Source organism: Diaphorobacter sp. HDW4A, from assembly GCF_011305995.1.
Lineage (GTDB): Bacteria > Pseudomonadota > Gammaproteobacteria > Burkholderiales > Burkholderiaceae_C > Diaphorobacter_A.
Genome location: NZ_CP049910.1, coordinates 1,647,667 through 1,660,172, shown reverse-complemented (window position 1 = coordinate 1,660,172; position 12,506 = coordinate 1,647,667). Strand labels below are relative to the sequence as shown.

At 61.6% G+C, this 12,506-nt stretch carries 13 protein-coding genes and 1 other RNA gene; 6 read left to right on the top strand and 8 right to left on the bottom strand.

The window, feature by feature from the left end:
- Nucleotides 1-55 precede the first annotated feature (55 nt).
- Nucleotides 56-379, top strand: coding sequence for a thioredoxin family protein (locus tag G7047_RS07425; RefSeq protein ID WP_166302939.1), 324 nt, complete (start codon nt 56-58; stop codon nt 377-379).
- An 8-nt stretch (nt 380-387) separates the two neighbouring features.
- Here the strand turns inward: G7047_RS07425 and rnhA are convergent, their stop codons facing one another.
- The gene (gene rnhA / locus G7047_RS07420; protein ID WP_166302936.1) at nt 388-837 is read right to left on the bottom strand and encodes a ribonuclease HI; all 450 of its coding nucleotides are present in this window, start codon (nt 835-837) and stop codon (nt 388-390) included.
- A gap of 7 nt (nt 838-844) precedes the next feature.
- On the bottom strand, nt 845-1,681 hold the full coding sequence (locus G7047_RS07415; RefSeq protein ID WP_166302933.1) for a class I SAM-dependent methyltransferase: 837 nt from the start codon (nt 1,679-1,681) through the stop codon (nt 845-847).
- Between G7047_RS07415 and gloB the strand changes: the two genes are divergently transcribed.
- Both gloB and G7047_RS07405 read left to right on the top strand, forming a co-directional pair.
- Nucleotides 1,680-2,456 carry a hydroxyacylglutathione hydrolase gene (gene gloB / locus G7047_RS07410; RefSeq protein ID WP_166302930.1) on the top strand — a complete coding sequence of 259 codons (777 nt, stop codon included), beginning with the start codon at nt 1,680-1,682 and terminating at the stop codon, nt 2,454-2,456. The genes G7047_RS07415 and gloB overlap by 2 nt on opposite strands.
- Entirely contained in the window at nt 2,453-4,057 is a 1,605-nt protein-coding gene (locus G7047_RS07405) for a transglycosylase SLT domain-containing protein (RefSeq protein WP_166302927.1), read from the top strand. Before gloB ends, G7047_RS07405 begins: the two co-directional genes overlap by 4 nt.
- Before the next feature lie 69 nt (nt 4,058-4,126).
- Here G7047_RS07405 and G7047_RS07400 read toward each other — a convergent pair whose 3' ends face one another.
- From G7047_RS07400 to dnaX, 5 genes are all read right to left on the bottom strand, one after another.
- Nucleotides 4,127-5,083, bottom strand: a complete 957-nt coding sequence (locus G7047_RS07400) for an ABC transporter substrate-binding protein (protein WP_240939400.1) — start codon at nt 5,081-5,083, stop codon at nt 4,127-4,129.
- A 299-nt stretch (nt 5,084-5,382) separates the two neighbouring features.
- Nucleotides 5,383-5,781, bottom strand: coding sequence for an MAPEG family protein (locus G7047_RS07395; RefSeq protein WP_166311934.1), 399 nt, complete (start codon nt 5,779-5,781; stop codon nt 5,383-5,385).
- Between the two features lie 140 nt (nt 5,782-5,921).
- Entirely contained in the window at nt 5,922-6,512 is a 591-nt protein-coding gene (recR, locus tag G7047_RS07390; RefSeq protein WP_166302921.1) for a recombination mediator RecR, read from the bottom strand.
- A 201-nt stretch (nt 6,513-6,713) separates the two neighbouring features.
- On the bottom strand, nt 6,714-7,046 hold the full coding sequence (locus G7047_RS07385; RefSeq protein ID WP_166302918.1) for a YbaB/EbfC family nucleoid-associated protein: 333 nt from the start codon (nt 7,044-7,046) through the stop codon (nt 6,714-6,716).
- A 112-nt stretch (nt 7,047-7,158) separates the two neighbouring features.
- Complete coding sequence (dnaX, locus tag G7047_RS07380) at nt 7,159-9,159, bottom strand: DNA polymerase III subunit gamma/tau (RefSeq protein ID WP_166302915.1); 2,001 nt, start codon at nt 9,157-9,159, stop codon at nt 7,159-7,161.
- 85 nt (nt 9,160-9,244) lie between these two features.
- Between dnaX and ffs the strand changes: the two genes are divergently transcribed.
- An RNA gene (gene ffs / locus G7047_RS07375) (signal recognition particle sRNA small type) lies at nt 9,245-9,340 on the top strand.
- A gap of 191 nt (nt 9,341-9,531) precedes the next feature.
- On the opposite strand, the gene G7047_RS07370 is transcribed toward ffs, so the two are convergent.
- Entirely contained in the window at nt 9,532-10,077 is a 546-nt protein-coding gene (locus G7047_RS07370) for a hypothetical protein (RefSeq protein ID WP_166302910.1), read from the bottom strand.
- A gap of 296 nt (nt 10,078-10,373) precedes the next feature.
- Here G7047_RS07370 and G7047_RS07365 point away from each other — a divergent pair, with 296 nt between their 5' ends.
- Together G7047_RS07365 and G7047_RS07360 are read left to right on the top strand one after the other, a co-directional pair.
- Entirely contained in the window at nt 10,374-11,390 is a 1,017-nt protein-coding gene (locus tag G7047_RS07365; RefSeq protein WP_166302907.1) for a cyclase family protein, read from the top strand.
- Between the two features lie 102 nt (nt 11,391-11,492).
- A complete protein-coding gene (locus tag G7047_RS07360) occupies nt 11,493-12,413 on the top strand; it encodes a tripartite tricarboxylate transporter substrate binding protein (protein WP_240939529.1) in 921 nt (306 codons plus the stop codon).
- Nucleotides 12,414-12,506 lie beyond the last annotated feature (93 nt).

The window sequence follows — 12,506 nt, the reverse complement described above, 5'->3', positions numbered from 1 at the left end:
TGTTTCAGCGGGCGCAGAATGCGCCCAGCAAACCCAGAATCAGGAGACAGACACCATGCCGTTCACCGCCCGCCATGCCGTCACGCCCCCCACCCGCGACGCCGTCGACCAGCTCAAGGGCGCAACCGTGCTCGAGTTCGGCACCCCGTGGTGCGGCCACTGCCAGCGCGCGCAGCCACTGATCGAGCAGGCGCTGGAAGACAAGGCCGATGTGACCCATATCAAGGTTGAAGACGGTTCGGGCCAGCGCCTTGGCCGCAGCTTCGGCGTGAAACTCTGGCCCACGCTGATCTTCCTGCACAACGGCAAGGAAATCGACCGCCTCGTGCGCCCTGACAGCGCGCAGAGCATTCACGAGGCCATAGAAAAGCTCGCTTGAAGGACGGGTCAGATTCTCCCCAAAGCCTTGTCCACACCCTTGTTCGCCAGCGCATCTGCGTGCTCGTTGCCCGGATCCCCCGCATGGCCTTTGACCCAGTGCCATTCGATCTTGTGACCGGCATTGGCCACCAGTTCATCGAGCCGTTTCCACAGCTCCACATTCTTGACCGGATCCCCTCCGGCGGTGCGCCAGTTCTTCTTCTTCCAGCCGTGAATCCATTCGGTGATGCCTTTGCGTACGTACTGGCTGTCCAGATACAGCGCGACCTCGCAGGGGCGTTTGAGGGCGGTGAGCGCCTCGATCACCGCAAGCAGCTCCATCCGGTTGTTGGTGGTATCCAGCTCACCGCCGAACAATTCCTTCTCCGATTTTCCCGAGCGCAGAAGCGCACCCCAACCACCCGGACCGGGGTTGCCCTTGCAGGCACCGTCCGTATAAATCACTACTTGCGTCACTGAAACACTACTCCTGATGAAAACGATGTGGCTGCGTATGCGCCACCGGCACCTGCGATGGCGCAGGCGCCTTCTGGGCGGCCGAGCGCCAGGACGGACCGATCAATCGCACGCCCTGTACTCGCTTGGTTGCCACTATCACATAGGCTGCGCCCAGAATCGGCCACCAGCGAGCGCCGAGCGCATCCATCCACGCATAAGTTTCCAGCCAATGACTGGAACGCACCGCCGGCCTGTAACAACCGAAACTAATTGAATCCAACTCAAATCCCAGCAGACGCAGCCAGTCGCGCAGCCTTGCGGGAGCGATGAACTCGCCCTTGTCGGGGAGATACAGCGCGCCGCCCAGCCCCAGTCTGCGGTGCAGCCGCGAACGCGCCTGCCGGATGCCCCACAAGCTGAACGGATTGAGCCCGCTGATCACCACCTGCCCCTCGGGCACGAGCACGCGCTCCACCTCGCGCAGTGCGGCATGCGGATCAGTGCAGTCTTCGAGCGCGTGCGGCAGCAGCACCAAGTCGAGGCTAGCTTCGTTGAACGGCAGCATTTCGGGCTCGGCATGAAGATCAGCTTTTTGCAATGATTCTTGCGAATCGTCGGGATGTTCGCTATCGGCAAGCGCCCGCCTCTCTAGTATCATGGCCTGCGTCTGACCCAGTGCGAGAAAACGATGTGGCATGCGATTGGCTCGCAAGCCCGCCAGCCGGGGCATTCCCAGCTGCAGCGCATGGTAGCCAAACCGGTCCGCGACAAGCTCGTCAAAGCGCTCCTGCTCCCACTCCAAGACATAGCGTCCCGGGGGAGTCATAAGCCAGTCGTGCAAACTTATAATTTCGCTGTTCATGAACCTGTTGCCACTGCCCGCTTTCTCCGACAACTACATCTGGATGATGCACGATGGAAAGAACGCCATCGTGGTGGATCCGGGCGATGCTGACGCCGTTTTCGACGTCCTGCGCGGCTCGGGATTGTCGCTGGCAGCCATTCTAGTCACCCACCACCACGGCGATCATGTCGGCGGAGTGGAAGACCTGCATGCAGGCACCGGCGCCCGGGTCTACGGCCCGGCGCACGAGATCATGCCCGATCCGATCACCCGCCTCGTCCAAGGGGATGTGGTCGAAGAGATGGGACTTCAATTTCAAGTCATCGATGTGCCCGGTCACACCTCCGGGCACATTGCTTTTTATTGCCCCGATATGGATGGCACGCCGGTGCTGTTCTGCGGAGACACGCTGTTCTCTGGCGGTTGCGGACGCCTGTTTGAAGGCACGCCCGCGCAGATGCAGACCTCACTCGATGCGCTTACGGCCCTGCCCGGCAATACGCGTGTGTGTTGCGCCCATGAGTACACACTTTCTAACTTGAAATTCGCGCGCGCCGTGGAACCCGGCAACGCCGCACTGCTCAAGTACCAGAAGGATTGCATCGCGCTGCGTGATGCGGATCAGCCCACGCTGCCATCCAGCATCGCCACGGAACTTGCAATCAACCCCTTTCTTCGCACGCGCGAATCCGAAGTCGCCCAGTCGGCCAAGGGCTTCGATGCGCGTGTCAACCCAAGCGATGCGGCGTCCGTCCTGACGGCGTTGCGTGAATGGAAAAACAACTTCCGATGAGACTTCTCCAAATTCTCGGACTCGCCAGCCTCGTCTGGCTCGCTGGTTGTGCGACCAACAATGCCCCCGCGCCCAGCGCGCACAAGGGCAAGCCAGCGACGGAAACCACCGCAGCCGCAAAGCACATTACCCCCGACTATCCCAGTGGGCCCCTGAGCCCGATCTCTCCATACGAGCTGGGTGGCACTAACTACGATGTCACCGGCATCAAGGCCCCGGCCGATCTGTGGGACCGCATTCGTCGCGGCTTTGCAATGCCGGATCTGCAAAACGATCTGGTGCGTGACCGCGAGCAGTGGTATTCCACTCGTCCGGATTACATGTTCCGCATGACCGAGCGCTCGAGCAAGTACCTGTTCCACATCGTCGAAGAGCTGGAACGCCGCGGCATGCCGACCGAGCTTGCGCTGCTGCCCTACATCGAAAGCGCCTTCAACCCGCAGGCCGTCTCGACCGCAAAGGCCGCCGGCATGTGGCAGTTCATGCCCGCCACAGGCACCTATTTCGACCTCAAGCAGAACGCCTTTCGCGATGATCGACGCGACGTGCTCGCCTCCACCCGCGCCGCACTTGACTACCTGCAGAAGCTCTACGGAATGTTCGGCGACTGGCAACTGGCTCTCGCGGCCTACAACTGGGGCGAAGGCAGCGTTGCGCGCGCCATCGCACGCAACGAGAAACTCGGCCTCGGCACCAGCTATGAAGAGCTGAACATGCCCAACGAAACGCGCCTGTATGTGCCCAAGCTGCAGGCAGTGAAGAACATCGTGGCCAACCCGGTTCGCTTCAACTCCGAGTTGCCGCTGATCGAAAACCACCCCTACTTCCAGGCCGTGGACATCACGCGCGACATCGACGTGTCGCTGGTTGCCAGACTCGCCGGAATCCGCGAAGAGGACTTTCGCGCGCTCAATCCTTCATACCACAAGCCGGTGATTCTGGCCGCCGGCACGCCGCGCATTCTGCTGCCATGGGACAACGCACAGGTCTTCCGCAAGAACCTCGAAGCGCACAACCAAGGCCAGTACGCGAGCTGGACCGTCTGGAGTGTGCCCAACACCATGACCGTGGCCAACGCCGCGAGTCGCCTCGGCATCGACGAGACCGATCTGCGCCGGGTCAATGGCATTCCTCCGCGCATGATGATCAAGGCCGGTTCGGCGCTGATGATTCCACGCGCCGCCACCACGCAGCAAGACGTGTCCAGCCAGTTGGCCGACAACGGGCAGATCTCCTTCACCCCCGAGATCGTGAACCGCCGCACGGTCGTGCGCGCCAGCAAGCGCGGTGAGACCGTGGCAGCCATCGCAGCCCGCTACCGGGTCAGTGCATCCGACGTGGCCGACTGGAACGACGTCAAGGCATCCAGCCGCTTCAAGGGTGGCGAACAGGTCACCATGTACCTGCCGGTGCGCCTGACGTCGACCTCGTTCGCCAACAACGCGCGCTCGTCGAAGTCGCATGAAACCGCGTCGCACAGCCGCGCCGCGAGCAACACCTCGGCCAAGGGCAAGGGCTCGACGCGGACACAGGCGAAATCCGCCACTTCCGCGCCACGCAAGACGGCGGCAGCAGCGCCCTCTTCCAAGCGCAAACGCTGAACTCAGACAGCACAAAGGCCAGCAAACATCATCGTCTGCTGGCCTTTTGTCTTTTCGAGCAGGTGTTGTCTACACTTGGAATTTTTCCTTGGCCCGCATCACCCACACATTGTTGTAGGTGAGCGCCAGATTCACACGCGGCGCGGTCTGGTTCTCGCGCAGCCGCGCCACCGCCTTGAGCGCCGTAGCCGGCCCTTCGCCGGGCATCAGCCCATCGGGCGACAGCGTCTGGCGCACCTTCTCGAACGCGGCCAGATAAGCACCACGATCATCGAGCCAATACTGCATCGGCACGATACGCGCCAGGTCGACCGGACCGGCCGTCTGCATCCACTTGAGCGCATGCACCATGGCATTCACGAGCGACTGCACTTCGCGCAAATGCCGCTGGGCAAACGCCTGCGGCGCGTACATGCAGGCACCCGGCATGGGGCCGCCGTAGAAATCCGCCGAGCCCTGGAGCGTGCGGGTGTCAGCAAGAATCCGCACCTCGCCGCGCTGCTCAAGCAGCGTGATCAGCGGATCGACATGGCACAGTGCGTGAATGCGCCCCTGTCGCAGCGCGGTGATCGCGCCGGAGCCATTGCCCACGCCGACGAATTCAACCTGATCGGCCGGAATGCCCACCTGCATCAGCCACAGATTGGCGAAGAACTGCGAGGACGATCCGGGCGCTGCAACGCCGATACGCAACTCCTTGTAGCTGCCGATCGGCTTCTTGGGCCAGTTCTTCGCCGAAGCGGCCAACACCATCTGCGGCGTGCGCCCCATCAGCACCAAACTACGGTAGTTGAACCCCAGAGCCTGCTGCTCGATCAGACGTTCGTACGCACCACAGCCCACATCGGCGCGCCCGCTGCGCACGGCATCAAGCGCTGGAGCCCCCCCCGAGAAATCCTCAATCTCAACCCTGAGGCCTTCGTCCTTGAAGTATCCAAGCCGCTCCGCCACCGTGAGCGGCAGATAGTAAAGATCTCCCTTGCCACCCACCGCGATGCGCAGCGGCACGTTCGAACGTGTACCCACTTGAGCCCGCGCAGTCCACGGGGACCCAGCAGAGCAAGCCACGAGTGCGGATGCCGCTCGCAGGCCCAATTGTCGACGGGTGATGGGAGTATTAGCCATTTGGAAAATGTTGCACCGCAGCAATGATGCCTGAGTGTTGACCCAGACGTCATCAGGGGCAATCCTTGCGGAGAACTACGTAGACCGGAATGACCCGGATAGTTCCCGTGATTCGCACTAAAAATGCAAACAGCTTGATTATCACCAAGCTAACTTGCGCACCAAGCAGACGTCACGCATCTTTGAAGCGCAGTGGTGACTCAGTGATATCCCAGGAAGAAGATGCCCACATTGACCAGAAAGCCCGCCGCCCAGATCATGCTGCGTGCCATCGGCATGTCACCGACATACATCACGATGTAGAGCACGCGCAGAAACACGAAAGCCAGCGCCAGCATGTCAAGCGGAGTCTGTGCCGCACCCAGCTGGTGCGCAATGATGACTGCACCAATGAAAAAGGGGAGAGTTTCGTAACTATTGGCCTGTGCAGCGTTCGCGCGGGCGCGCCAGCCGGATTGCTGGGCCAGCCAGCGGCGCGGATCGTGGTTGTCCGAGTTCATGCTGAAGCTGCCACGTTTGGCCAGCATCGCGCAGACAATGGGCAACAACACGGCAACCAGAATACACCCGTAGGCAACGGTGAAACGCGCGACATGCATGGACATGCTCTTCCCTCTTTCGCTGACGAACGCAGCTATTAAAAGGAGAGCATTTTAGGTCACCAAGACCCCTGCAACGAGGCTCATCAGGGCATACCCTGAGAGCCATAAAAAATGCAATCGCGCGATCTGCTCACGTCTCAGCGACGATCAGCCAGTGCGTGTGCAATCGTGCCCAGATCAACGAACTCCAACTCGCTGCCTACAGGCACGCCGCGCGCGAGGCGCGTGACCTGTACGCCGCGCGGCCTGAGCGCCTCGCCAATGGCATAGGCCGTCGCCTCACCCTCGGCAGTGAAACTGGTCGCGAGAATGACCTCCTGCACCACACCATCGGTCGCGCGATCAATGAGCTTCTTGACGCCTATGTCCTTGGGGCCCACACCGTCGAGTGGCGACAGGCGCCCCATCAGCACGAAATACAACCCCTTGAACGCGCCGGTGCGCTCCATCGCAGACTGGTCTGCAGGCGTTTCCACCACGCACAGCCGCGACACATCGCGCCCCGAGTCGGAGCAGACATCGCAGATCGCACCCTCGGTGAACGTGTGGCAGCGCTCGCAATGACGGATCGAGCTCGAAGCTTCATGCAACGCCCGTGAGAGCACCTGTGCGCCCTCGCGATCATGCTGCAGCATATGAAACGCCATGCGCTGCGCTGACTTGATGCCCACGCCCGGCAGGCGCCGCAACGCCTGGATCAGGGCGTCCAGAGAACTCGTGTCAGACATCGGCGTTTACGATTTCGTTCAAGTGAATCAGTTACCCAAGGCACTACGCCCATCCCACAACACATGAAACTGGCGCGGTCCATGCGAGAACAGCCGCGCAAGGGCCGCCCCACCGCACTGGCTGCGCCCCCTGCCCGCATTGCGCAGCAACGCGTAGAGCGGGGGGGGAAAGGCGCGAAGCGACTCAGGGGGTGTTTCCTATCAGAAAGGGAACTTCATGCCGCCGGGCAGGCTTGGCATGCCGGCGGTGATCTTGCCCATCTTCTCCTGCGAAGTCTCTTCAGCCTTGCGCACAGCCGCGTTGAATGCGGCGGCCACGAGGTCTTCCAGCATGTCCTTGTCGTCGGCCAGCAGGCTCGGGTCGATGGTCACGCGCTTGACATCGTGCTTGCAGGTCATCACGACCTTGACGAGACCAGCACCGGACTCGCCTTCGACTTCGATGTTGCCCAGTTCATCCTGAGCCTTCTTCATGTTGTCCTGCATGGCCTGAGCCTGCTTCATCAGACCGGCGAGCTGTCCCTTGTTGAACATGGTGATTTCCTTTGCTTTTTTGAATGGATTGAATGGGTGAATAAACGGGCGAAAGAGCAATTGTGCGACGAAAGACCGTGCCTGCAGAAAAAGGCCGGTCTTTACCGCCGGATCATGCAGGTCTGATGCTGCCCGGAACGATCTTCGCGCCGAAGTCGCGGATGAGTTGCTGCACGCGCGGATCGCTCTGCACGATGTCTTCAGCCAGCTTCTGGCGCTGCGCGGTCGCATAGGCGTTGCGGCGCGACGGACTGTCCATGACCTTGCCCACCTCCACCGAAATCTGTTTCGTGTGCCCCGCCGCCTCCAGTGCCGCGCGCAGCTTCTCTCGCGCCGCAGGCTGATTCAGTGATTCACGCTCCACGCGCAACAGCCAGTGGTCTTGATCGCGTGCGATCAACTGCGACTGCAGGGCCAGCTCACGCACCAGCGCTTGAATCGAGCCAGCAGCGGCCATCTCCTGCACTGTCTGGTACCAGACCTCGCCCTCGGCGGTGGGAACCAGTCGCTGGGCCGCCGCGCCACCTTGAAGGCTGTTGGGCTGCGTGCGCATGCCCGGCTCGGGGGCATGGCGCACCGGAATGTCAAAGGTATCAGCCTCCAACGCTGGCATGTGGCCGTCATGCATTTCCACGGGTGGATGCGCAATCTCTTCGGGTGTACGCACCGGCAGGCGCATGGCGGAATGGTTTTGCGAAGGCGGCTGCGGATACGGCGCACGTTGTGTCGGCTGCTCATCGTGCGGCGCAGGCGCGGACAGATATGCGGGCTCAGGCTCTCCAGAGGCTTGGCGCGACGCCGTGCGCTCGGGCTCCACGTCGATCACGGCAGGTGCTTGCACCGGAGCAACCGGGGCTTCCGGCGGACGGTCCCGGGGCCGCGAAACCGCCTGCGGCGCTTGACGCTGCTCAACCGCCGGGGCGGTTTCAGCCTGCGTCAGAGTTTTTTTTTCAGCCTCGGCTGGGTTGCCAGCCGTTGATGCAGTGCCTTGCGATGCGCCATCTGAAGGCTTCTTGAAAGCCAGCAGACGCAGCAGCACCATGGTCAGCGCTGCATATTCGTCGGGCGCCAAGCCCAGCTCGGCACGGCCATGCAGGCACATGCTGTAGAGCAACTGCGTCTCGTCGGCCGGCATGGCCATTGCCAGACGCGCCATTTCCTGCGCCTCGGCATCATGTTGATCGATGCTTGCCGCCATGTTCGGCACTGCCTGCAGCACAGCCATGCGCTGCAACACCGTGCTCATTTCTTCCAGTGTCGACGCGGCGGACAGTCCGTTCGTGCGCAGCTCGTCGACCGTCTCGACCACCGTGCGGCCATCGGCTCGCGCGAGCGCATCGATCAGGCGGAACACATAGGTGCGGTCCACGCTGCCCAGCATCTGGCGCACGCCCGCTTCCTCAAGCTTGCCGCTGCCGAATGCAATCGCCTGATCGGTCAGGCTCAGCGCATCGCGCATCGAGCCCCGCGCCGCGCGCGACAGCAGCCGCAGCGCACCCTGATCCGCCTGCACCTGCTCCTCACCCAGCACCTTCGTCAGATGTTCCAGCACCGTCTCGGGCGCCATCGGGCGTAGATTGAACTGTAGACAGCGGCTCAGCACCGTGACCGGCACTTTCTGCGGATCGGTCGTGGCCAGCACGAATTTGAGATACTCAGGCGGTTCTTCCAGCGTTTTCAGCATGGCGTTGAACGCCGTGTTGGTCAGCATGTGCACTTCGTCGATCATGAAGACCTTGAAGCGCCCCTGCACCGGCTTGTAGACCGCCTGCTCCAGCAACCCCTGCACCTCGTCCACACCACGATTGGACGCCGCGTCCAGCTCTGTGTAGTCGGGGAAACGGCCACTGTCGATATCCATGCACGCCGGACACACACCGCACGGCGTGGCAGTGATTCCACCCTGCCCGTCAATTCCCTGGCAATTGAGCGACTTGGCCAAAATACGCGACACCGTCGTCTTGCCCACCCCACGCGTACCCGTGAACAAATAGGCGTGGTGCAGCCGCTGCTGCGTGAGCGCATTGCTCAGCGCCTGAACAACATGCTCCTGCCCCACCATCTCGGAGAAGGTCTTGGGACGGTATTTACGGGCAAGCACTAGATAAGACATATCAGTCGATTCTACGGCCCCTTGAAGGCAATAAATTCCCTTCATTTGCTGCAGTGCCACACAGACTCGGTTTACAATGCCAAGTGACGGGCCCCCTCGCATGGGGAAGCGGCCAAACGGGTCAGGTGGGGAACCAAGCAGCCCTAACTGTGAAACCAGTGCCGAGGTAAGGCTCGTCACCTTTGTTCAGGAAATCTCTTCATCGACAAGAGTTTGTCCTCCTGAAAAAGGAATTCCTCTTTTTTGACACTTGGGTTTGGCACCGCGCAGATGTTTCGCGGCGAGTTTGGCCATCTTTGACCGCTGAAGACTAAACGCAGGTCGTTGCTGCCAACGCCCTTACCCATCCCCTCTTAAACCTTCAACGCTGCATCATTGCTGCTGTTCCTGCTGTCCCGGAGCCTTGTCGGTCGCCAAAATGGTCGCCAGCGTGCTTCCGCCAAGGGCAGCGCAGTCCTTGCCAGGAGGGGCAGTCCATTGGATGGCCACGCCCTGGACGACCGGGCGCACCATGCGCCATGGCCAGAAGCCGAAGCGCTGCGAACCGGCATAGTTCATCACAGCATCGGCTCCGAGGCCCAGCGCCTGATTGGCGAACTTGGGCAGGATGTCCTTCACGCCGCCATAGGTGCCCTTGCCTACTTTGAGCTTTCGGACGGTCTGGAATTTGACGTCCGAGGGAGGTGAGCCCGGAAAGAAACAGAACTGCGCGGCTTCTGCGCTGATCACCGGAGCGGGTTTGGCAGCGCCCGAGCCATCCTGCGCCGAAGCGGGAGCCTGTGCGGGCTCGATTTCCAGTTCATTCTCCGCAGCGTCGGCCACCACTCCAGCGACAACGGGCTGCACATGGCTCTCGTTGGCGAATACGGTGGTCGACATCAGGGCCGCCACCGCGCAAGTTCCCAGCATCTTCTTCATCTTTGAATCCCCCTCGAATGACATATCTCTTGTTTCAGACGGAGTGGATTCTAGAGAGGGCAGACCTCGATCAAACCTGACATCCATCAATTTCACTCGTCAAGCAACAGTTGTCCACGAATGGACTGATTGAGATGCCTTTGACTGGAGCATAGAAGAAAGAAATCCTTTCTTTTGAAGCAATAAAGCCTGTACGCACGGATCCAGGTGCGATGCAACAATTCGCGCACCGAAGCGGGGCACTGCCTCCGGCTCGCGCTCACGTACTCCCCACCGACTTGAAAGGCCTGCTCGCCATGCCCCCCAACGCCGCCCGCTTTCTGCGCCGACCCCAAGGCTCCAACTGGGGGGATTTTGGTGCGGATGACCAACTCGGAACGCTCAATCACCTGACACCCAAGCAACGCCTGGCTGCATCTGCAGAGATTCGCGAGGGCATTTCGTTTTCGCTGAGCCTGCCGCTCAATGTGCCACGCGCGCCCGTGCTCAATCCGCGCCGCAAGGGGCCCGTCATCCGGCCCGCACAGAAGAACGGCGTACCGGTTTATCGATTGCCGCTTGAGCACGACACCCCGGGCGCGACCGATGTGATCAGCGACGACAGCGTCACCTTGTCACCACAGTACTCCACCCAGTGGGATGCGCTCGCGCATGTGGGCTCGATGTTCAATGCGCGCGGTGACGGCCACGCGACGCCCACCGGCTACAACGGCTTCGTGGTGAGCGCGCCCACCCCCGCCGAGGGCCAGGAATTCAAGGGTACGGAGCACCTGTCGATCGCCCCGATGGCGCAGCACGGCATTCAAGGCCGCGGCGTGATGGTGAATCTGCGTCGACATTTTGGTGACGCACCACGCAAAGTAGGTCTTGCAGATCTGCAGGGGATCTTTCACTCAGACGGAATAGAGGTGCGTCCGGGCGACATTCTGTGCCTGCACACGGGGCTTGCCGATCTCGCACTGACGCTGGCGGACGATGAGCAGCAGCGCCTGAAAACCTCGTGCTGCGTGCTCGACGGCTCTGACAGCGCCCTGCTCCAGTGGATCACCGACAGCCGCATTGCCGCGATTGCCGCCGACAACCACGCCGTCGAACGGCGCAACCATTCGCTCACCATCGAGCGCGGGCCACTGCTGCCGCTGCACGAGCACTGCCTGTTCAAGCTCGGCCTGCCCCTCGGCGAGCTATGGCATCTCACGCCGTTGGCAAGTTGGCTGGACGCGCACCAGCGCCACGCCTTTTTTCTGACGGCTGCCCCCATGTACCTGCCCGGTCTGGTGGGCGCGCCCGTCAATCCAATTGCGACGGTCTGATCCTTCAGGTCCCGCATCACCCATACCATCCCGAGAATCAACGGAGACGACATGTCCCTTTCTTTCAGCAAGCCCCTCATCGCGTTGGCGTGTTTCGCGCTCATGCACGGCGTCGCCCATTCAGCGACTTATCCGAGCGAGCAACCCATCACGCTGGTCGTGCCGTTCTCCGCTGGCGGCGGTGCTGACAATGCCGCACGCATCATCGCGCAGGGCATCAGTGAGGTCAGCGGCCAGAGCGTGGTGATCGACAACCGCGCGGGCGCGAGCGGATCGATCGGCGCGACCTTCGTCGCACGTGCCAAGCCCAACGGCTACACCGCGCTGTTCGATGCATCGTCGTTCGCCATCAACCCTACGCTGCGCAAGCTGCCGTACGACGCGAGCAAGGATTTCATCCCCGTCTCGCAAGCGGTGAGCGTGCCCAACATCCTGGTCGCATCGCCCCAGTCGCCCTATAACAACCTGCCCGAGTTCATCAAGGAGGCCAAAGCGAACCCGACCAAGTATTCCTATGCCTCCTACGGCCCGGGAAGCCTCGCGCAGATGGCGGCGGAGTTGCTCAAAAAATCCACCGGCATTCAGGCCGTGCATGTGCCCTACAAGGGCGGCGCGCCCGCGCTGGTCGATGTGATGGGTGGACAGGTCGATGTGTACTTCGCCAATGCGGCGTCGAGCATCACCTACGTGACTGGCGGCAAGCTCAAGGCGCTCGCCGTGTCATCCGCTAAACGCATGCCAGAACTGCCCAATGTGCCCACTATCGAGGAAGCGGGCGTGAAGCCCTTTGCTGTCGAGGAATGGAACGGCGTCTTCCTGCCCTCCGGCACATCGCCCGAGGTAGTCAAGCAACTGCAGGACTATGTACAAAAGTCGCTGGCCCTGCCCAGCGTGCGCGAGAAACTCGCCAAGCTGGGGCTCACACCCGTGGGCAGCAGCTCGGCGGAATTCAGCAAGTTCGTGGCGTCCGAGCAAAAGCGCTGGGGAGAGTTGGTGAAATCCAATGGCATCACCGCAAATTGACAGAATTGTCCTCTGAGTCGCTTTGCCTCCCTCTCGCATTGCATCGCAATGCGGGCAGGGGATGCGAACCTTGCTGCGGGACGGCCCTTGCTC

What these genes read in the sequence shown, in the direction of transcription:
- G7047_RS07365 (WP_166302907.1), top strand. Translation starts at nt 10,374, where the DNA reads ATGCCCCCCAACGCCGCCCGCTTTCTGCGCCGACCCCAAGGCTCCAAC.
- G7047_RS07405 (WP_166302927.1), top strand. Translation starts at nt 2,453, where the DNA reads ATGAGACTTCTCCAAATTCTCGGACTCGCCAGCCTCGTCTGGCTCGCT.
- G7047_RS07385 (WP_166302918.1), bottom strand. Translation starts at nt 7,046, where the DNA reads ATGTTCAACAAGGGACAGCTCGCCGGTCTGATGAAGCAGGCTCAGGCC.
- gloB (WP_166302930.1), top strand. Translation starts at nt 1,680, where the DNA reads ATGAACCTGTTGCCACTGCCCGCTTTCTCCGACAACTACATCTGGATG.
- dnaX (WP_166302915.1), bottom strand. Translation starts at nt 9,159, where the DNA reads ATGTCTTATCTAGTGCTTGCCCGTAAATACCGTCCCAAGACCTTCTCC.
- G7047_RS07425 (WP_166302939.1), top strand. Translation starts at nt 56, where the DNA reads ATGCCGTTCACCGCCCGCCATGCCGTCACGCCCCCCACCCGCGACGCC.
- G7047_RS07360 (WP_240939529.1), top strand. Translation starts at nt 11,493, where the DNA reads ATGCACGGCGTCGCCCATTCAGCGACTTATCCGAGCGAGCAACCCATC.
- G7047_RS07395 (WP_166311934.1), bottom strand. Translation starts at nt 5,781, where the DNA reads ATGCATGTCGCGCGTTTCACCGTTGCCTACGGGTGTATTCTGGTTGCC.
- recR (WP_166302921.1), bottom strand. Translation starts at nt 6,512, where the DNA reads ATGTCTGACACGAGTTCTCTGGACGCCCTGATCCAGGCGTTGCGGCGC.
- G7047_RS07370 (WP_166302910.1), bottom strand. Translation starts at nt 10,077, where the DNA reads ATGAAGAAGATGCTGGGAACTTGCGCGGTGGCGGCCCTGATGTCGACC.
- G7047_RS07415 (WP_166302933.1), bottom strand. Translation starts at nt 1,681, where the DNA reads ATGAACAGCGAAATTATAAGTTTGCACGACTGGCTTATGACTCCCCCG.